Raw genomic sequence first — 21,414 nt, forward strand, 5'->3', positions numbered from 1 at the left:
GTGAAAAGCAAGTCTCCTTTAAGGGGACTTGCTTTTTTCATGGGGGCTTTGCAGATTCTATTAGATAAAACTATTTAAATACAATTTCTTTCGTATTGCGGTAGTCTGTTGGTGAGATTCCTACATATTTTTTAAAAGTGAGACTGTAATAATTAGGTGTGTTGAATCCACAGGTGGAGGAGATTTTTTCTATGGTATAATCGAACTTTCGTAAAAAGGGTAAAGTTTTGATGATGCGAGTAAAAGCAACATAGTCAACAAAATTGCGACCAGTCTCTTTTTTAAATAGCCTACTAAAATGTGTCGGGCTAAAGTTTATATATTTTGCAACATCACTAATTGTAATTTGCTCGTCATAATGCTCTTCAATATAATGAATGGCTTTTTGAAGTTGCGCATGCTTCGTTAAATCTTCGTAATATCTTATATGAATGTTATCGATAGGTGGTTTTCTACGTGCTTTACGAGCTTGACTATAGGACTCTTTTACTTGCATAGTGTCTTGAAATACACCACCAACCCCCATAAAAAGATGGATACAATAGTCTTTTTTTAGTGTCTCGATGGCCTCCGATAGCCAAGTTTCTCCCTCTGACCAATGCTTGAAAGAGTTGTACCCACTCGGAATTCGCATGAGAAGTAGTAAGTAGCGTTCAAAATGTAAAAAGGACAATGGTGCTTTATCGGCAAAATGTTGGCGAAAAACATGTGTAATGATACTACTCGCATCATGTGGAATAGCCATCTTATCATTTCCATCGATATAGCCCTGAATTAAGAACACAATATTAGGAATACAGTTTGTTGATAAAAATGACGCAGATTGTATAATTTCTTGTTCATCGTCAATTTCTCCACGTATAAGACGTTTTAAAAAAGCTTCCCTGAACGGTGAGGTATGATGTTGGGATACTTGTTGCGATAGCTCAAGCATTGTGAGTGTACTAGCTTTTTTTTCCTGATAGGATGTGTACAGCTTTTTTACAATTCTTAAAAATTTTGATTTTTGTAATGGTTTTATGAGAAGAGCGGGCAAAAATAACTCAATTGCTATACCAGTCGAGTAGGTGAGGTGTTCTGTAACAATTGGGACAATTATACTATTAGGATAATTTCTTTTTAATCGATTAACCTTAACCCAGTCAAATAACCGATTTACTTCATAGAAAATAATGATCTCATCTTTTGGTTTTGGTACTTTACTTTCCTCTAAAGCATTTGGTAAAACCTCTTTCAACCAGTCACGCATTTGTTGTTTGTTAAATGAGCTTTCCATATACCATACCACCTTCAAAATACTACCATCCCCCTACGAATAATAAAGATAGAAATATTTTACCTTAAAATAGCATTTTTTTGTACTAATACAGCAATATTTTATATCTATATTGAAGTTGAAATAGAATAAAATAATCGTAGTGAATAATAATTAGAAATTTCAGATAATTATTTACTGATAAGAAAAAGGGGGAGTTAGCTTATGGCGGAAGTAGGCAGTCATGATTATGACTATGTAGAGGCAGGAACAATTGATGTGAAAGATCTACCACCTCTAGATGCAGCAACGAACAAAATTATGAAAGATGAATTTACAACAGGCTTAGGCTTATCGGTATTTTACTTTATTTTGATTTTTAGTATCCCTGTTATGAATTGGTTTGCTCCAGAATTTGCATTTAAGAAAATTTGGGGTGGTATAACAGTAACGTGGTTTGTGACAACGATTGTGATGATGGCTATGGCATTTATTATTGCTTATGTGCATACTGCCATGTATGAAAAACGCCTAAAAAAATACGATATTGCAAATAAGTAGTTGGACAAAGGGGGAAATGTTGAATGATGGAAGCTCTTTTAGAACCAAAGATGTTAATGACCATTGCTTTAATGGGAACGATTGTATACATTACGTATTTAACAAAAAGAAATGCAACAGCATCGGACTTCTTTGTGGGAGGTCGAAGCTTCGGATGGTTTACGAATGGTTCTGCCATTGGTGGGGATTATTTAAGTGCAGCAACATTCCTTGGTATCGCTGGTTTAACCTTTCAACTAGGCTATGATGGTGCTTATTATGCTTTCTGTTTCTCGATTGGTTTAACATTATTAGCAATATTCGTAGCTGGGCCTTTAAGACGTTTTGGCGCATTTACAGTTGCTGATTTTTTAGCTTATCGTTTTCATAGTAGAAGAGCTCGATTAGTAGCAGTTGCTGTAGTTTTAGCCATTTCAGGCTTTTATGCGGCTCCTCAATTATTAGGTGCTGCACAGATTTTAAGTATGTTTTTTGGCACTTCTTATGAATTTGGCATTATCTTTACTTGTGTTGTAATGATTTTCTATGTAGGAATTGGTGGAATGAAAGGCACAACGATCAACCAAGCTTTAGAGCTGTGGATTCGTCTTGGAGCCTTTGTTGTGATGTTAATTGCCGCGGTTTATAGTGGTTTACATTATGATAAAATTCTTGCTGCCATTAATTCATTTAGTGGGCCTATCACAGGTACTTCACCGTATGCCTTAGATGGCAAGGATGTAAATTTTGATGGTGCTGCTTGGACAGGCACAGGCTTCTATTTTCCGACATTTTGGCAAACTATTAGTATGACCATTGGTTTAGCCTTGGGAACAATTGGACTTCCGCATATATTATTACGTTTTTATACAAATCCAAGTGCGAAAGCAGCTCGTAAATCGGCGCTTATGGCTATTGGGATTGCCAGTACGTTCTTCTTGTTAGCTGTTTATTTGGGCGTTGTGGGTCGATCTATTTTCATTTCTGGAACAGCTAGTGAAGAGGTTATGCGCGATTTAGTACTAGGTGGGAATAACATGGTAATTCCTACTACAGCTCTTGCGCTAGGCGGTAAATGGCTACTTGGATTAGTTATAGCCGGAGCTTTTGCAGCGATTTTCTCAAATCTTTCAGGGCTCTTTATTACAAGCTCAGGTGCGCTAGCTCATGATTTATATGCCAACATAATGAAAAAAGATATTACGCAAAAACAGCGTGTTGTCGCTGGGAAAGTGGCTATTGTCTTATTAGGCATTTTATATGGGGCACTGGGATTACTTGTGAAGGATGCATCGATTGGTCATTTAGTCGCGCTCGCCTTTACAGTAGCAGCAAGTACATTCACACCAATATTTATTTTAGGTATTTGGTGGAGAGGTATGACAGAGAAGGGAGCCATCGCAGGATTACTAATTGGTCTTGGCGTGTCGATGTGGATGATCTTTTTACCAGGAACATTACCAAGTTTCTTGCAGTTTAAAATTCCAGGTATTGTGACAGTACCTGTTGGTTTCTTGTCTGTAATTATCGTGTCATTACTAGATCGTAAAGTACCTGCTGATGTGAATGATTTCATGAAGCGGGTGCATTCAAAAGAATCTGAAACAGTATAAAACAATAAATTATGGCTATTTCTATTACTTGATAAGTGATAGGAATAGCTTTTTTATATTAGTCAAGGGATTTGGAATCCGTCATATTTTGATGTGATAATAGTTATTGTGAATGGTGCTGTTATGGTAGAATAGGTAAGATGTTGAGTGAACGGAGGAATGTCTGTGTATAAATATTATGGATTAGCTGCTTTTGTCGTTTTATTGGACCAATGGACAAAATGGCTAATTGTGAAAAATATGGAATATGCTGAACGTATTGCTGTATGGGACCCTTGGTTTGGCATTTTGTCTCATCGAAATAGAGGCGCAGCATGGGGAATGCTTGAAGGACAAATGTGGTTGTTTAGTATTGTGACAGTTGCTGTTATCTGTGCTATCCTCTACTATTATCATAAAGAAGCAAAAGGGAAGCCCGTATTTCAAGTAGGTTTAATGCTGTTACTTGGTGGAGCATTAGGAAACTTTATTGATCGTCTATTTAGAGGTGAAGTAGTCGATTTTGTAGATGTCTTAATTCCAATTATTAATTATGATTTCCCTATTTTTAATGTGGCAGATGCTGCATTAACAATAGCAGTTGTCGTGCTTATGATTGGTTTGATTATGGAAGATAAAAAAGAGAAGAAACAGGTGAAACAATGACGCAAGTAACATACACAATAGAAGAACAGCAGAAGGGAGAGCGCATTGATAAAGCACTTTCAAGCTTACAATCAGAGTGGTCACGCTCACAAATTGGTAACTGGATTAGTGAGGGTATCATCACAGTAAACGGCGATGTTGTAAAAGCAAAATATAAGGTGAAAGCTGGTGACTTCGTTGCTATTGATGTACCAGAAGTTGAACCACTGGATGTTATTGAAGAAAATTTAGATTTGGATATTGTTTATGAGGATGCAGATGTCCTTGTAGTGAATAAACCAAAGGGCATGGTGGTTCATCCAGCGCCAGGACATTTGACTGGTACATTGGTAAATGGATTAATGTATCATTGTAAGGATTTATCAGGAATTAATGGTGTTATGCGACCTGGGATCGTCCATCGTATCGATAAAGATACATCAGGCTTATTAATGGTTGCTAAAAATGATACAGCTCATGAATCGTTAGTGAATCAGTTGGTTAATAAAACGGTTACTCGTAAATATATTGCACTTGTACACGGGCATATTGCACATGATAAAGGGACAATTGATGCGCCAATTGGTAGAGATCAAAAGGATCGTCAAAAACAAGCTGTAGTCGATAATGGTAAACACGCTGTCACACACTTCCAAGTTGTAGAGCGTTTTGGTGACTATACACTTGTAGAATGTCGTTTAGAAACGGGACGTACACACCAAATTCGTGTGCATATGAATTATATCGGTTTCCAACTGGTAGGAGACCCAAAATATGGTCCAAAAAAGACAATTGACTTTGGCGGACAAGTTTTACATGCAGCGACTTTAGGATTCGATCATCCTTCATCGGGAGAATATTTAGAGTTTGAAGCACCACTTCCTGCTGATTATGAGCAATTATTAAATGATTTACGAAATAGGCATTGACGGAATCAAAAAGAAAGTCTATACTAACGTCAGTGAATGAACAACATAACTAAATATTCACCTTTAATGACAGTCCAGAGAGGCTGAGAAGGTACATGTGATAGTGTTGCAAAAATTTGTGCTGCAAATTTTTCCAACATGCTTTTTCAACACGTATACAACCCTCTCAGGCTATTCGCCTCGAGAGGTTTTTTTATGGACACATGGCCGACAATAGATTGAAGAGAGGAGGAAACGGATATGGCACAAAATGAATTATTAGATGGCCCATCAATGGCAAGAGCATTAACACGAATTGCCCATGAAATTATTGAACGCAACAAAGGAATCGATGAATGTATTTTAGTTGGCATTAAAACACGAGGTGCTTTTCTAGCCAAACGATTGGCACAACGAATTGAAAAAATTGAAGGTAAACCAATTCGTACTGGGGAACTTGATATTACGCTTTACCGAGACGATTTAACAACAAAGCATGAAAATGAACAAGCACATGTGGAACAAGTTGATATAGAGTACGTAGTGAAAAATCAAAAGATCATTTTAGTGGATGATGTACTTTATACAGGACGAACAGTTCGTGCAGCATTGGATGCTATTATGGATTTAGGGAGACCTGCTCAAATTCAACTAGCCGTTCTAGTGGATAGAGGACATCGAGAGTTACCAATTAGAGCAGACTATGTAGGGAAAAATGTTCCGACTTCTGGCTCAGAGCGCATCATTGTCAATTTACAAGAAGTAGATGGAGAAGATTGCATCATTATTTTTAAAGAAGACGAACAATAAAGTGAGGAAACAGTATGTCAAATGCAGTTTTAGATATTCATGATAAACCGACTCCACTTCAACTAGTGACATTAAGTTTCCAGCATATGTTTGCCATGTTTGGATCAACGATCTTGGTGCCACAGTTAGTAGGTCTTAGCCCAGCAATTGCTCTTTTAACGAGCGGGATTGCTACGATATTCTTCCTATTAATTACGAAATTTCAGGTACCAGCTTATTTAGGATCATCCTTCGCCTTTATTGCACCTATCTTACTTGCTGCAGGCGGTTTAAATGAGGACGGCTCCAGTGTAAACCCAGGGCATGCTATGGTCGGCGCGATGGCTGTCGGGATTACATACGGAATAGTATCCCTAATCATCTGGAAAAGTGGCTATAAGTGGATTATGAAAATTTTGCCACCAATCGTGGTAGGTCCAGTTATCATGGTTATTGGACTTGGTCTATCGGGTACGGCCGTGAATATGGCGATGAACGTCAATGGAGAGTATAGCTTTTTACACTTCTCAGCAGCTTTAGTCACAGTCTTTACAGCCATTATCTTCACGATTTTCTTTAAAGGAATTTTAAGCACAATGCCCATTTTAATGGGGTTAATCGTAGGGTACATTTACTCGATGATTATCGATATAGTGGATTATTCACCGATTGCCAAAGCAACATTCTTCGCAATGCCAGATTTCTTAATACCAGGTATCCATTATGAATTCGAAATCACAAGTAAAATCCTTCTAATAATGGTACCAATCGTTATTGTAACGATTTCTGAACACATCGGACACCAATTAGTATTGGGAAAAGTAGTAGATCGAGATTACATTAAAGAACCAGGGTTACATCGTTCTCTATTGGGAGATGGACTTGGAACATTTGTGAGTGCTTTAATTGGGGGTCCTCCGAAAACAACATACGGTGAAAATATTGGTGTACTAGCCATTACGCGAGTGTACAGTATTTACGTTATTGCAGGTGCAGCAGTGGTTGCCATCTTACTATCATTCTTCGGGAAAGCAATGGCAGTGATAGCAACAATTCCAACAGCAGTACTTGGTGGAGTTTCCATCTTGCTCTTCGGTATTATCGCAGCTAGTGGCTTACGCATGCTAGTAGACAATCATATTGATTTTGGTAATAGCCGTAACTTAGTCATTGCCTCAGTTATTTTAGTCATTGGTATTGGCGGTGCAAAGTTCGTCATCTCAGAGTCATTAAGTGTTGAGGGGATGGCACTAGCGGCGATTATCGGTGTGCTGTTGAATGCTATTCTACCAGGTAAGAAAGAAGCCGATATACCCGTACCATCCAATCAAAATAAAAATTCATAGTAGTACCTTTTAATGAATTGTCCAGAGAGGCAAAAAAAGGGAAGTTGTGGACATGCTGAAGCGGGGATTATTTCCTGCTGTAGTTTGTCACGCCTCCTTATGCCTCGTTGATGACATCAACGGGGCTTTTTTATCTAAATTCACCCTACCTCTGAAGGTGGTGAGATGAATGAAGATAAAGTCTCCGGCGGTTGGCACGGATTTAGAAATGTGCTTGCACAATTCTAAATCCAGACGCAGTTACGCCAAGGCGAAATTGATATAGAGAACGTCAAATATAGACGTTCATGACACACAACCTAATGGAGGTCACATGATGAAGAACTTATTATCGATGGAACATTTAACAACAGAAGAGATTAATCAAATCCTAGATCTAGCGCAAGCATTTGAAAATGGTGAAACATCATCGTTATCTCGCATATACAACGTTGCCAATTTATTTTTTGAACCAAGTACTCGAACAAAAACAAGCTTTGAAATGGCAGAGTACAAAATTGGCTGTCATATAATCCCTTTCGATGCAGGGTTTTCGAGTGTTACGAAAGGGGAAACGTTGTACGATACTGTAAAAACATTAGAAATGATTGGTTTAGATGCAGTCATCATTCGAGCGTCAGAAGATGAATATTACAATGAGCTACTGGACGGCATTAACGTAGCAGTTATTAATGCAGGAGACGGTGCTGGGCAGCATCCCTCACAATCATTATTGGATCTTTATACAATCAAAAAAGAGTTTGGTTATTTTGAAGGGTTGAATGTCACAATTGTTGGAGATATCTCTCATAGCCGAGTAGCGAAATCAAATGCAACGGCATTACAGAGCCTAGGGACAAATGTTCACTTCCTTTGTCCAGAAGAGTGGACGGGAGGTTTTGAGGCGCATCATTCATGGGATGATTTAATCGAAATAAGTGATGTCATTATGTTACTACGTGTACAACATGAACGCCATAAAGAGAATAATAGCTTTTCGAAAGAAGGCTACCATCAAGAATTTGGTTTAACGATTGAACGAGAAAAACAAATGAAAGAATCCGCCATTATTATGCATCCAGCACCAGTTAATCGCGATGTCGAAATTGCTTCTGAGCTAGTAGAGTGTGAACGCTCTCGAATTTTCGAACAGGTGAGAAACGGAGTCTACACACGGATGGCTATTATGGAAACCATTTTAAAGGGGAGAGAATAACATGACAAAGGTACTTCAAAACGTACAAATGTTAAATGAGCAAGGTGAACTGCAGACAGTTAATATCGCGATGGTAGATGGGAAGATTACGGCTGTTGGACAGGATGTAAATGTAGCAGGCGCTGAAATGATTGAAGGAAATGGTTTTATTGTGGCACCAGGCTTTATCGATGTTCATACACATTTACGTGAGCCAGGCTTTGAGCATAAGGAAACAATTGCTACTGGCTCAGCATCTGCAGCAAAAGGCGGTTTTACAACAATTTGTGCGATGCCTAATACAAAACCGGTACCCGATTCAGTGGAAAACATGCAACTCATCAATGGACTAATCAAAGAAAGTGCTGTTATTCGAGTACTCCCATATGGTTCCCTTACAAAAGATATTTCAGGTGAAGTTCGGACAAATATCGAAGAATTAAAAAATCATGGAGCAGTAGCATTCTCTGACGATGGCGTAGGCATTCAGCTTGCGTCTACAATGTACGAGCAAATGAAGGAAGCAGCTCAGCACGATATGGTCGTTGTGGCACATTGTGAGGACAATTCATTAATCTATGATGGCGTGATGCATGAAGGAAAGCGTAATAAAGAGCTTGGTCTTCCAGGTATACCTTCCATTTGTGAATCAGTGCAAATTGCTCGAGATGTTCTACTAGCAGAAGCGGCAGGTGCACGCTACCATGTTTGTCATGTATCAACAAAGGAATCTGTTCGTGCGGTAAGAGATGCAAAGGCAGCTGGAATTCGTGTAACAGCAGAAGTTTGCCCACACCACCTACTACTCGAGGAAATGGATATTCCATCTGATGATGCAAACTGGAAAATGAATCCACCATTACGTGGAGCTGATGATAAGGATTCACTACATGCAGCGTTACTTGATGGCACAATCGACTGTATCGCAACAGATCATGCACCGCATACAGTAGAAGAAAAATGCTGCGGTATGGTTGGAGCACCGTTTGGTATTGTAGGCTTCGAAACTGCTTTCCCACTACTGTATACACAATTTGTTGAAACTGGAAAATGGACTTTAAAACAATTAATTGATTGGATGACAGTGAAAGCAGCTGAAATTTTTGATCTACCATATGGCACATTAGAAGTAGGTGCTTCAGCCGATATGATTTTAATAGATATTCATAAAGAACAAACAATTGATGCAGAAGGCTTTGTATCAAAAGGACGTAATACACCATTTAATGGATGGGTGGCAAAAGGTTGGCCAGTGTTAACTATTTTTGAAGGCAATATCGTATATCAGGAGGCAGAGTAATGAAAAAACGTTTACTAGTTTTAGAAGATGGCACAGTATTTACAGGTTCAGCATTTGGTAGTGAGCGCGCTTCACAAGGTGAGGTTGTATTCACAACAGGTATGACGGGATATCAGGAAACAATTTCAGATCCTTCATTCTATGGACAAATTGTTACATTGACTTATCCGTTAGTAGGAAATTACGGCATTAACCGCGATGACTTTGAATCGATTACGCCAGCTATTCGTGGATTCGTTGTCCGTGAACTAGCTAAAATGCCTTCTAACTTCCGTTGTGACTTAACGTTAGATGACTATTTAACATCAAAAGATATCCCAGGAATTGAGGGAATTGATACGCGAAAATTAACACGTATCATTCGCAGTAAAGGGTCCGTGAAGGCGATCTTAACAGCAGCTGATGAAGAAGTAAATGTCGATGACATTATTGCACAATTACAAGCAACACCAGCCATTACTCATCATGTACGTGAAGTGTCACCAAAAGCAGCCTATCCATCACCTGGACGTGGTAAACGAGTGGTCTTAATTGATTATGGAATGAAACACGGAATCCTTCGTGAGTTAAACAAACGTGATTGTGACGTGCTTGTGGTTCCTTACAATACATCAGCTGAGGAAATTTTAGCTTGGCATCCAGATGGCATCATGTTGTCGAATGGACCAGGGAATCCTGAAGATGTCCAAGAAGGTATTGAAACAGTACGTAACTTAATTGGCAAAGTGCCAATGTTCGGTATTTGTTTAGGCCACCAAATCTTTTCATTAGCTAGTGGAGCGAAAGCCTTCAAATTACCGTTCGGTCACCGTGGTGGTAACCATCCAGTAAAAGATTTACGCACAGGCCGTACAGATTTAACATCTCAGAACCATGGCTATGCAATCGACATCGAATCATTAAAAGATACTGATTTAGAATTAACACATATCGCATTAAATGATGGTACATGTGAAGGTGTCCGTCATAAGAAATATCCAATTTTCACAGTGCAGTATCACCCAGAAGCATCACCAGGACCAGAGGATTCAAATCACTTATTTGATGAATTCATCGAAATGATGGAAGTAGAAGCAGGGAAGGGGAAACAACATGCCTAAACGTACAGATATTGAAACAATTTTAGTAATCGGCTCAGGCCCAATCGTCATCGGACAAGCAGCAGAATTTGACTATGCAGGAACACAAGCTTGTCTTTCATTAAAGGAAGAGGGCTACCGTGTTATTTTAATCAACTCAAACCCTGCAACAATCATGACAGATACAGAAATTGCGGACAAAGTATATATCGAGCCAATTACACTTGATTTCGTATCCCGTATTTTACGTAAAGAACGCCCAGATGCTATATTACCAACACTTGGTGGTCAGACAGGTCTGAACATGGCGATTGAATTAGACAAATCAGGCATTTTAGACGAGCTTGATATTGAAATACTTGGTACTAAACTAGACGCTATTCATAAAGCAGAAGATCGAGATTTATTCCGTAACTTAATGTATGAGTTAGGTGCTCCTGTACCAGAATCAGATATTATCCATTCCTTAGATGAAGCGAAAAATTTTGTAGTGAAAATTGGTTATCCTGTCATTGTTCGTCCAGCCTTTACGCTTGGCGGTACAGGAGGCGGGATTTGCTACAATGATCAAGATTTAGAGGAAATCGTGACATCTGGGTTAAAATATTCTCCAGTAACACAATGTTTATTAGAAAAATCAATCGCTGGCTATAAAGAGATTGAATATGAAGTAATGCGTGATGCTGCTGACAATGCCATTGTAGTATGTAACATGGAAAACGTTGACCCAGTAGGTATTCATACAGGTGACTCTATTGTAGTAGCACCAACGCAAACACTGTCAGATCGCGAAAATCAAATGCTACGTAATATTTCATTAAAAATTATTCGTGCACTTAAAATAGAAGGTGGCTGTAACGTACAGCTTGCACTTGATCCATATAGCTTTAATTACTATGTAATAGAAGTAAATCCACGTGTATCACGTTCATCTGCATTAGCGTCAAAAGCAACTGGTTATCCAATTGCTAAGCTAGCAGCTAAAATTGCAGTTGGTTTAACATTAGATGAAATTAAAAACCCTGTAACAGGATCAACATATGCTTGCTTTGAACCTGCACTCGACTATATCGTAGCTAAAATTCCACGCTGGCCTTTCGATAAATTTGAATCGGCAAAACGTAATCTTGGTACACAAATGAAAGCTACTGGTGAGGTTATGGCACTAGGTCGTACATTTGAGGAAGCCATGCTTAAAGCGGTTCGTTCACTTGAAACAGGTCAAGTACATTTAGAACTAAAGCATGCTGAAGAAAACTCAGATTCTTGGATTGAAAAACGTATCCGCAAAGCTGGAGATGAACGTCTATTCTTCATCGGTGAAGCTTTACGCCGTGGTGTGACAATTGAGCAAATTCATGAATGGTCAGCTATTGACTTATTCTTCTTAAATAAATTTAAAAATATTGTGGATATGGAACAAACGCTTGCTGATAATGTAAATGATAAAGACGTATTGCGCACAGCAAAACGTTTAGGCTTTGCAGATAAGAAAATTGCTGAGCTTTGGGCAACAACACCAGAAGCAGTTTATACGTATCGTAAAGAGAACGGCATTATTCCAGTGTATAAAATGGTTGATACATGTGCAGCAGAATTTGAATCAGAAACACCTTATTTCTACGGCACATATGAAGACGAAAATGAATCAATTAAGTCAGAAAAACCTTCTGTTGTGGTACTAGGATCAGGTCCAATCCGTATCGGTCAAGGGGTAGAATTCGACTATGCAACAGTACATTCTGTATGGGCGATTCAAGAAGCTGGCTATGAAGCAATCATTATTAACTCAAATCCAGAAACAGTGTCAACAGACTTCTCAATTTCCGATAAACTATACTTCGAGCCATTAACAATTGAGGATGTTATGCACATTATCGACTTAGAACAACCAATTGGTGTTGTTGTTCAATTCGGTGGTCAAACGGCGATTAACCTTGCCGATAAATTAGCTTCAAATGGCGTGAAAATCTTAGGGACTTCTTTAGAGGATATCGATCGTGCAGAAAACCGCGATAAATTTGAGCAAGCTTTACGTGAATTAAACATTCCGCAGCCACTGGGGGAAACAGCAGTTTCTACAGAGGAAGCTCTTGCCATTAGTGATCGTCTAGGCTTCCCAGTACTTGTTCGTCCTTCTTATGTGCTTGGTGGACGTGCAATGGAGATTGTCTATAACAAAGATGAGTTACAACACTATATGGACAACGCAGTAGAGGCGTCTCCAGACCATCCTGTTTTAGTAGACCGTTACTTAACAGGTCAGGAAATTGAAGTAGATGCTATCTGTGATGGTGAAAATGTGTTAATTCCAGGTATTATGGAGCATATCGAGCGTGCGGGGGTTCACTCTGGTGACTCGATTTCTGTCTACCCACCACAAAAATTAACACAGGTACAAAAAGATACATTAGTCGACTATACAACTCGTCTTGCGAAAGGTCTCGGCATTGTCGGCTTAATGAACATCCAATATGTAATTTCACAAGGTGAAGTATTTGTGATCGAGGTGAATCCACGTTCATCACGTACAGTACCGTTCCTAAGTAAAATTACAAATATCCCAATGGCTAATATTGCAACAAAAGCAATTCTTGGGAAATCAATTGTAGAGCAAGGTTATCCAACAGGCTTAGCTCCTGAGCAAAAAGGTGTATTTGTCAAAGTCCCAGTGTTCTCATTTGCAAAATTACGTCGTGTAGATATCACATTAGGGCCTGAAATGAAATCAACTGGTGAAGTAATGGGGAAAGATGCAACGTTAGAAAAAGCCCTTTATAAAGGCTTAGTTGCAGCGGGTATGGAAATTCGTACGGAAGGTACAGTATTGTTTACTGTGTCAGATAAAGATAAAGAAGAAGCGATCGCATTAGCAAAACGCTTCTCAACAGTAGGGTATCGCATTGTAGCTACTGAAGGTACGGCAAAAGCATTTGAAGAAGCAGGAGTACGCACAGATGTTGTCGGCAAGATTGGTGCGAAAGGACAAACATTGATTGACCTTATCCAAAATGGTGAAGCTCAGCTTGTCGTCAACACATTAACAAAAGGTAAGCAACCAGCTCGTGATGGTTTCCGAATCCGTCGTGAGTCTGTAGAAAATGGCGTACCTTGTCTAACATCTTTAGATACAGCAGAAGCAATGGTACGTGTCATTGAATCCATGACATTTACAGCAGAACAAATGCCAAAAGCGGAGGTAGTACACTAATATGATACGTCAAGAGAAAATGACGGTCGTCTCTCAAAAGCAAATTGCGACAAACATTTTCGAACTGACACTTCATGGTGAACTGGTTCAGGAGATGACTCCTGGCCAGTTTGTCCATGTAAAGGTGTCAGATTCATTGGAGCCGCTTTTACGTCGACCAATTAGTATTGCAAATATAGATAAAGACAACAATGAATTTACCATGATTTATCGTGCTGAAGGTCGTGGTACGAAAGTGCTGGCGACGAACCGTGAAGGTCAACAGGTTAACGTACTTGGACCAATAGGGCATGGTTTCCCAGTAGATGCAGTACAAGAGGGTGGCACTGCGCTATTAGTAGGCGGTGGAATCGGTGTACCACCTTTACATGAACTATCCAAACAATTGAATGCGCGTGGTGTGAAAACCATCCATGTACTAGGCTTTCAAACAGAGGATGTCTGCTTTTATGAGAATGAATTTAGTGCACTTGGTGAAACGCATTATGTGACTGTGGACGGCTCAAAAGGCACAAAAGGCTTTGTGACAACTGTATTAGAGTCACGTGCCCCAGAGTTTGATGTCTTTTATTCCTGTGGTCCATTACCGATGTTAAAAGCGTTAGAAGGCTTTTATCCAGAAAAAGAAGGCTATTTATCATTCGAAGAGCGTATGGGCTGTGGTATTGGAGCTTGCTTTGCATGTGTATGTAAAACAACGGACCAAGTTGAAAAAGGCTATGTCAAAGTATGTTCTGATGGTCCAGTTTTCCCGAAAGGAACGGTGGCATTATGAGTCGTTTAACTATTAAATTACCAGGCTTAGATTTAAAAAATCCTATTATGCCAGCTTCAGGTTGCTTCGGCTTTGGGCGTGAATATGCACAGCTTTATGATTTGTCAAAACTAGGTGCTATAATGATTAAGGCAACAACTGTCGAAACTCGTGCAGGAAATCCAACCCCACGTGTTGCTGAGACAGCTGCAGGAATGTTAAATGCAATTGGGCTACAAAATCCAGGCATCGAAAAAGTAATGAATGAAGAATTAAAATTTTTAGAGGGCTATGATGTGCCAATCATCGCCAATGTTGCTGGTACAGAAACGGCTGACTATGTAGAAGTAGCACGCCGTATTTCAACAGCATCTAATGTCAAAGCATTGGAACTAAATATTTCGTGCCCTAACGTTAAGTGTGGCGGTATTCAATTTGGGACAGACCCAGCTACAGCACGTGAACTTGTAAAGGCCGTCAAAGCTGTATCGGAAGTACCAGTCTATGTGAAACTATCACCAAACGTTACGAATATTGTTGATATCGCTTTAGCTGTTGAAGCGGGTGGAGCAGATGGTATTACGATGATTAACACATTGGTTGGTATGCGTTTAGATGAACGTACAGGAAAGCCAGTAATTGCTAATGGTACAGGTGGGCTATCAGGTCCTGCTGTAAAGCCAGTAGCAATACGAATGGTTTACGAGGTGTACAAGGCGGTCAATATTCCGATAATTGGCATGGGTGGTGTAACAGAAGCACAGGATGTCATTGATTTTATGTCTGCAGGTGCTTCAGCTGTAGCAGTAGGAACAGCTAACTTTGTTGACCACTTCGTCTGTCCAAACATTATTGATGAATTACCAGCAAAGCTTGACGCATTAGGGGTAGAACATATAACAGATATTATCGGAAGGAGCCATCGTTGATGAATACCAAACCTATATTAGCACTAGATTTTCCAGGAGAAAAAGAAGTGTTTGATTTTCTAAAACAGTTCAATGAGCCTCTTTTCGTGAAAATTGGTATGGAATTATATATGCAAGAAGGGCCTGACATTGTTCGAAAAGTAAAGGATTTAGGTCATGATATTTTCCTTGATTTAAAATTACATGATATCCCGAATACAGTAGGTTCTGCTATGAAGGGTCTAGCGAAACTAGGAGTAGATTTAGTCAATGTTCATGCGGCAGGCGGACGTCCTATGATGGAGGCGGCACTTGGCGGGCTAGAAGCAGGGACACCTGCTGGCAAAGCAACTCCGGCATTAATTGCAGTCACACAATTAACATCAACAACTGAGGAACAAATGCAAGCGGAGCAAAAAATTGCTCTTTCTTTACAAGAATCTGTCTTGCATTATGCAAGTCTTACAAAACAAGCTGGCTTACAAGGTGTTGTTTGCTCTGTACACGAGGCTAAAGCGATTGCAGAGGTGTGTGGAGAAGATTTTCTACGAGTGACACCTGGCATTCGCCTAGCAGGTGGTGACGCACACGATCAAAAACGTATTGCAACACCAGATGGTGCGAAACGTGACGGTTCATCACTCATCGTTATTGGGCGTGCCGTAACAGGAGCCCAGGATCCAGTAGCAGCATATAAAATCGTAAGTGAATTATGGGAGGCATAAAGAATGACATTACAAAATGAAATTGCACACGCTATGTTAAAAGTAGGTGCAGTAGAATTAAACCCAACAGAATTATTTACATGGGCATCTGGTATTAAATCACCTATTTATTGTGATACACGTCTAACAATCTCAGACCCTGTTATTCGTAAGCAATTAGCGAATGGCTTAGCAGCAGTGATCAAAGAGAACTTTGGAGCGACAGAAATCGTTGCAGGAACAGCTACAGCAGGCATTCCACATGCAGCATGGGTAAGTGATATTTTAGAATTACCAATGGTGTATGTGCGCTCTAAAGCGAAAGAACATGGCCGTGGCAATCAAATCGAAGGAAAATACGCAGCAGGTCAAAAAGTGGTTGTAGTGGAAGATATCGTTTCTACAGGCGGTTCATCGATTACAGCAGTAGAAGCATTACGTGCAGCTGGCTGTGAAGTTTTAGGGGTTGTTTGTGTTTACACTTATAATCTTCCACGTGCAGAACAGGCTTTTGATGAGGCTGGCATCCAATATGTATCGTTAACAAACTTCGATTATTTAATTGAAGCGGCAAATGAATCAGGTGCTATTAAAGAAGAAGATATTCCATTCTTAAAAGAGTGGCATGGAAAGTTAAAAGCTGGAGAGCTATAATTGAAAGCTGTTCTATAGGTCATGATAAGCGACCTGTGGAACAGCTTTTTTCTTTCTATTAAATAGGAAGAGAGTATTTAAAATTGAATACTAAACCCTTTAAAACGATGAATGCCTGTACCAAATTGTACAAGATTATTTTCCCGTAGCGTAATAACTGCCTTTTTTATTTCTAATAAAATAGCAGGATCAAGACCTACTGTGTGATGGGAACCGAAAATTTTTGTAACAGAAGTTAATTGCGCTATTCTTTCTAAAGAATGAACTAAATCTTCAGGGCTGGTAGTCGGGAAAAAAGCATAAATAGGTGCTTGATCATACAATAAATCTCCAGTAAATAGATAACCATATTTCGAATCCAAAAGAGCAATATGCCCAGGAGAATGGCCTGGCGTATGCAGTACAGTCAATTTTCGGTTCCCGATATCAATGATATCTCCATCTTCTAAAACGCCTGAGGGCTGTCCCTGAAAAGGTTTGTAGTTGATTGGATCAAATGTATGTGGTGTAGGTAATGTAATATCACGCCCAACATCTTTTCTAATCTGATCAATAGATAATTTGGGTATTCCATGAACTAACCAATCAACTTCATCTCTGTGTACATAAATATCATCAAACTGTTCATGACCACCAATATGATCCCAGTGAACATGTGTTGTGAGGACAGTAATAGGCAGCGAAGTTAATTGTTTAGTAATTCTTCTAATATTATCAATCCCTAACCCCGTATCAATCAGAACAGCTCGTTTGTCCCCTAATAATAAAAAGGAATGTACTTTTTCCCAATGACCGTATTCACTTATAGCGTATGTTTCTGCGTTTATTTCTTCTACTGTAAACCAAATATCATCAATTTTTACCATGACGGACAACCTTTCTGTGTATAGTGGTTCTCATACAATATTTAATAAAACTTTGTTGTAGAAAATTTTAACATATAAACAGGTAATTTACTTATTTAATATTCTAAATAGTATTTCTATATCGAAAATTAAGGCAAAAAGTATACAACTAGGAATACTAAAGAAGTATGGTTTAAAATTATATAATTTTAGACATAAATTATTTTTTCAAAGTAATAATATTTAATTTAAAATACTAGCACTTCAACGCCCGAAATTATTTATTGAAAACAAAAATGAGTTAGATATAACATTTTCATAAAAAGCATTTATTTAATAATTTAGTTAAAAATGCAGAATTAATCGAATTTTACGTCATTTTACAAATGTGAAAAATTATAAAGTAAAATACAATTTAATATATTTGTATAATATTTTTTTGTGAGATTTGTAACTTTGTAAAGAAAAAGTAAAATATTTCTTAAATCTAAAAAATAAAATTTATAGTTTCTTGATGGAGATGTACGGTGGGAATTTATACTTTGGTTTGTAATAATTTGAAAAAGACACTTGCGTTTATACATGTTTTCTAGCTAAAATAATATTACAGTTTAATTTTCAGATAATTCTATCAGTGATTTAATGATTTAAAGCAAAAAAATTATTAAAATCACACTTGTCAAAAAAGAAGAGGAGAGGATAGGAGAGAAAAGTTAAATATGATTCTGATATAAGTAATGAATATATTTTCAGAATATTGAATAACAAAGGAGAGATTGTTTGAATACAGCAAATGACTTATTAACAATTCGAAATTTAACAACTAGTTTTCGCATCAAAGATACATACCACGCTGCTGTAGATGATGTCTCACTCTCGCTTAACAAAAATGAGGTATTAGCAATAGTTGGAGAATCAGGTTGTGGTAAAAGTACATTAGCAACTACAGTTGTAGGCTTGCACAATGAAGTCAATACAAAAGTTTCTGGTGATATTTTTTATAATAATCAAAATTTAGCTAAATTGAATGAACAACAGTTTAATAACTTGCGTGGCAATGACATAGGATTTATCTTTCAGGATCCACTTTCGGCTCTTAACCCTTTAATGAGAATTAGTGAACAAATTGAAGAGGGGTTAATCTATCATACTAAGTTTACAAAACAACAGCGAAGTGAAAGAGTATTAGAACTATTAAATCATGTTGGAATTGCGAACCCAAAACGTGTTGCTAGACAATTTCCTCATCAGTTATCGGGTGGTATGCGTCAGCGTGTCATGATTGCTATTGCCTTATCATGTAAACCTGCAATATTAATTGCTGATGAACCGACAACGGCTTTAGATGTTACGATTCAGGCACAAATTTTGGACCTGTTAAAAACATTACAGACTGAAACTGAAGCAGGCATTATTCTTATTACGCATGATTTGGGTGTTGTAGCAGAGATGGCTGATCGAGTTGTCGTTATGTATGCAGGTGAAGTAGTAGAAGAGGCACCTGTTAAGGAATTATTCAATAATCCAAAGCATCCATATACGCGTTCATTATTAAATTCAATTCCACAAACACATAGTGAAAATGAAAGACTCGAGGTCATTCAAGGTATGGTTCCATCTCTAATAAACTTACCTCGAGAAGGTTGTCGTTTTTCAGGACGAATTCCGTGGATTGATGCATCTTCACATGAGACAAAACCTCAGTTACATGAAATTGCACCAGGACATTTTGTGAGATGTACCTGCTGGAAACACTTTCATTTTGAAGGTGAAGAAGGGGGCGGGACTGTATGAGCTTTATGCAAATTAAGGATTTAAGTGTTCATTATCCAATACGTGGAGGATTTTTTAATACCATTGTTGACCACGTATATGCAGTGGACGGTGTGACGATGGAGTTCGAAAAAGGAAAAACGTATGGATTAGTAGGAGAATCAGGATCTGGTAAATCGACTACAGGAAAAGCGATAATTGGTTTAGAAAAAATCACCTCTGGTCAAATTTTTTATGAGGGTGAAAATGTGACAAATCAACAGAGAAAGCGTGATTCTGCCTATAACAGAGATATTCAAATGATTTTCCAAGACTCTCATTCTAGCATGAATCCTAGAAAACGCGTTCTTGATATTTTAGCAGAACCAATTCGAAATTTTATGAAGCTTAGTGACCAAGAGGAACGCAAACGTATTAAAGAGCTACTAGCTATTGTCGGGATGTCAGAGGATGTTTTACTCAAATATCCACATGAATTTTCGGGTGGGCAAAAGCAACGCCTAGGTATTGCGCGAGCGGTTGCATGTAACCCTAAAATGATCATTGCCGATGAGCCTGTTTCAGCACTAGATTTATCTGTACAAGCACAGGTATTAAATTTTATGAAAGATATTCAAAATGAATATGGTCTTACTTATTTATTCATTTCCCACGATTTAGGTGTTGTTAAACATATGTGTGATCATATTTCTATTATGTATAAAGGACGCTTTGTAGAAACGGGTACAAGACATGATATTTATAAGAATCCACAGCATATTTACACGAATCGACTTTTATCAGCCATTCCAAATATCGAGCCAGAGACGAGGAATGAGCGTAAAATAATTCGACAAAAAGTAGAAGAAAATTATCAACAAGAGCAACATAAATATTATGATGAGCATGGAAAAGTCTATCCACTGAATTCCATTTCAGACACACATATGGTTGCAATGTCGGGGGGAATGTGAAATGTGGAAAACGATTGTTAGAAGAATAATTTTAATGATTCCTCAAATGTTTGTGCTCAGTTTAATTATTTTTATCTTAGCAAAGCAAATGCCAGGTGATCCTTTTACAGGGTTAATTACGCCAGAAACAGACCCTGCACGAATTGAAGAACTAAGAATTCAAGCGGGTTACTATGACCCTTGGTATATACAATATTACAATTGGGTAATCAATGCCTTTCAGGGTGATTTTGGACAAAGCTATACATATAAGCTTGCAGTGTCCTCATTGATTGGCGAGCGTGCATTGAACACATTCTGGCTTGCTCTACTTAGTACCATTCTCGTTTATGTGATAGCTATTCCATTAGGAATGATAGCTGGACGTAAGCAGGATACATTGTACGATAAGTCGATTACTCTATATAGCTTTATAAGCTATGCCATACCGACCTTTGTATTAGGTTTAATTTTCTTATATATCTTTGGTTACCGTTTAATGTGGTTCCCAACGAGTGGAACAGTCGATGTAGGTGTAGAGCCTGGAACGCTCGAATATTATTGGAATCGCTTGTATCATTTAATATTACCTGCAATGACCTATGCAATTTTAGCTACAACGACGATTATTCAATATTTACGTTCAGAAATTATCGATGCCAAGACACAGGATTATGTTAAAACAGCACGTAGTAAAGGTGTACCGATGAAAAAAATCTATAGAAGACATATTTTCCGTAACTCCTTATTACCAATCGCAGCCTTCCTTGGCTTTACAATTACAGGTTTGTTAGGCGGTTCGATATTCATAGAGACAATTTTTGGCTTCCCGGGCATGGGGCAATTATTCATCCATTCCGTAACAAGTCGCGATTATAGTGTTATTACGGCTCTTGTTATGCTTTATGGCTTCTTAGCATTATTAGGTAGTCTATTGTCAGATATAATCATGAGCATTGTTGATCCACGTATCCGCATAGACTAACAGCTAAATTGAATGCATAA

The 21,414-nt window shown here is 38.3% G+C and carries 19 protein-coding genes; 17 read left to right on the forward strand and 2 right to left on the reverse strand.

Annotated features, from left to right (window positions below):
• Positions 1–70 precede the first annotated feature (70 nt).
• Complete coding sequence (locus GJU32_RS01330; protein ID WP_155590153.1) at positions 71–1,276, reverse strand: AraC family transcriptional regulator; 1,206 nt, start codon at positions 1,274–1,276, stop codon at positions 71–73.
• A gap of 204 nt (positions 1,277–1,480) precedes the next feature.
• On the opposite strand from GJU32_RS01330, the gene GJU32_RS01335 reads away from it, so the two are divergent.
• The 14 genes from GJU32_RS01335 (at position 1,481) to pyrE (ending at position 16,859) form a co-directional block, all read left to right on the forward strand.
• Positions 1,481–1,816, forward strand: a complete 336-nt coding sequence (locus GJU32_RS01335) for a DUF485 domain-containing protein (protein WP_155590154.1) — start codon at positions 1,481–1,483, stop codon at positions 1,814–1,816.
• A 23-nt stretch (positions 1,817–1,839) separates the two neighbouring features.
• Positions 1,840–3,408: a sodium/solute symporter gene (locus GJU32_RS01340; RefSeq protein ID WP_155590155.1), complete on the forward strand. Its 1,569-nt coding sequence runs from the start codon at positions 1,840–1,842 to the stop codon at positions 3,406–3,408.
• Positions 3,409–3,573: 165 nt separating this feature from the next.
• Positions 3,574–4,053: a signal peptidase II gene (lspA, locus tag GJU32_RS01345; protein ID WP_155590156.1), complete on the forward strand. Its 480-nt coding sequence runs from the start codon at positions 3,574–3,576 to the stop codon at positions 4,051–4,053.
• On the forward strand, positions 4,050–4,961 hold the full coding sequence (locus tag GJU32_RS01350) for an RluA family pseudouridine synthase (RefSeq protein ID WP_155590157.1): 912 nt from the start codon (positions 4,050–4,052) through the stop codon (positions 4,959–4,961). Before lspA ends, GJU32_RS01350 begins: the two co-directional genes overlap by 4 nt.
• 240 nt (positions 4,962–5,201) lie before the next feature.
• The gene (gene pyrR / locus GJU32_RS01355) at positions 5,202–5,750 is read left to right on the forward strand and encodes a bifunctional pyr operon transcriptional regulator/uracil phosphoribosyltransferase PyrR (RefSeq protein WP_155590158.1); all 549 of its coding nucleotides are present in this window, start codon (positions 5,202–5,204) and stop codon (positions 5,748–5,750) included.
• 14 nt (positions 5,751–5,764) lie between these two features.
• Entirely contained in the window at positions 5,765–7,075 is a 1,311-nt protein-coding gene (locus tag GJU32_RS01360; RefSeq protein WP_155590159.1) for a uracil-xanthine permease family protein, read from the forward strand.
• A gap of 316 nt (positions 7,076–7,391) precedes the next feature.
• Positions 7,392–8,270 carry an aspartate carbamoyltransferase catalytic subunit gene (locus GJU32_RS01365; RefSeq protein WP_155590160.1) on the forward strand — a complete coding sequence of 293 codons (879 nt, stop codon included), beginning with the start codon at positions 7,392–7,394 and terminating at the stop codon, positions 8,268–8,270.
• Position 8,271: 1 nt separating this feature from the next.
• Entirely contained in the window at positions 8,272–9,549 is a 1,278-nt protein-coding gene (locus tag GJU32_RS01370) for a dihydroorotase (protein ID WP_155590161.1), read from the forward strand.
• Positions 9,549–10,649, forward strand: a complete 1,101-nt coding sequence (locus GJU32_RS01375) for a carbamoyl phosphate synthase small subunit (protein ID WP_155590162.1) — start codon at positions 9,549–9,551, stop codon at positions 10,647–10,649. Before GJU32_RS01370 ends, GJU32_RS01375 begins: the two co-directional genes overlap by 1 nt.
• A complete protein-coding gene (gene carB, locus GJU32_RS01380; RefSeq protein WP_155590163.1) occupies positions 10,642–13,839 on the forward strand; it encodes a carbamoyl-phosphate synthase large subunit in 3,198 nt (1,065 codons plus the stop codon). Before GJU32_RS01375 ends, carB begins: the two co-directional genes overlap by 8 nt.
• A 1-nt stretch (position 13,840) precedes the next feature.
• On the forward strand, positions 13,841–14,614 hold the full coding sequence (locus GJU32_RS01385; protein WP_155590164.1) for a dihydroorotate dehydrogenase electron transfer subunit: 774 nt from the start codon (positions 13,841–13,843) through the stop codon (positions 14,612–14,614).
• Positions 14,611–15,522: a dihydroorotate dehydrogenase gene (locus GJU32_RS01390; RefSeq protein ID WP_155590165.1), complete on the forward strand. Its 912-nt coding sequence runs from the start codon at positions 14,611–14,613 to the stop codon at positions 15,520–15,522. Before GJU32_RS01385 ends, GJU32_RS01390 begins: the two co-directional genes overlap by 4 nt.
• Positions 15,522–16,226: an orotidine-5'-phosphate decarboxylase gene (gene pyrF / locus GJU32_RS01395; protein WP_155590166.1), complete on the forward strand. Its 705-nt coding sequence runs from the start codon at positions 15,522–15,524 to the stop codon at positions 16,224–16,226. The genes GJU32_RS01390 and pyrF overlap by 1 nt, the downstream gene beginning before the upstream one ends.
• 3 nt (positions 16,227–16,229) lie before the next feature.
• Complete coding sequence (gene pyrE, locus GJU32_RS01400; RefSeq protein ID WP_141903423.1) at positions 16,230–16,859, forward strand: orotate phosphoribosyltransferase; 630 nt, start codon at positions 16,230–16,232, stop codon at positions 16,857–16,859.
• 77 nt (positions 16,860–16,936) lie between these two features.
• Here the strand turns inward: pyrE and GJU32_RS01405 are convergent, their stop codons facing one another.
• A complete protein-coding gene (locus tag GJU32_RS01405; protein WP_155590167.1) occupies positions 16,937–17,725 on the reverse strand; it encodes an MBL fold metallo-hydrolase in 789 nt (262 codons plus the stop codon).
• Positions 17,726–18,484: 759 nt separating this feature from the next.
• Here GJU32_RS01405 and GJU32_RS01410 point away from each other — a divergent pair.
• Genes GJU32_RS01410 through opp4B form a run of 3 tightly spaced genes read left to right on the forward strand, consistent with a single transcriptional unit; the run spans position 18,485 to position 21,394 of the window.
• Positions 18,485–19,498: an ABC transporter ATP-binding protein gene (locus GJU32_RS01410; RefSeq protein ID WP_155590168.1), complete on the forward strand. Its 1,014-nt coding sequence runs from the start codon at positions 18,485–18,487 to the stop codon at positions 19,496–19,498.
• Positions 19,495–20,430, forward strand: coding sequence for an ATP-binding cassette domain-containing protein (locus GJU32_RS01415; protein WP_155590169.1), 936 nt, complete (start codon positions 19,495–19,497; stop codon positions 20,428–20,430). The genes GJU32_RS01410 and GJU32_RS01415 overlap by 4 nt, the downstream gene beginning before the upstream one ends.
• A 1-nt stretch (position 20,431) precedes the next feature.
• A complete protein-coding gene (gene opp4B / locus GJU32_RS01420; protein ID WP_155590170.1) occupies positions 20,432–21,394 on the forward strand; it encodes an oligopeptide ABC transporter permease in 963 nt (320 codons plus the stop codon).
• The last annotated feature ends 20 nt before the right edge of the window (positions 21,395–21,414 follow it).

The organism is Lysinibacillus cavernae, from assembly GCF_009724685.1.
GTDB classification, from domain to species: Bacteria; Bacillota; Bacilli; order Bacillales_A; family Planococcaceae; genus Lysinibacillus; species Lysinibacillus cavernae.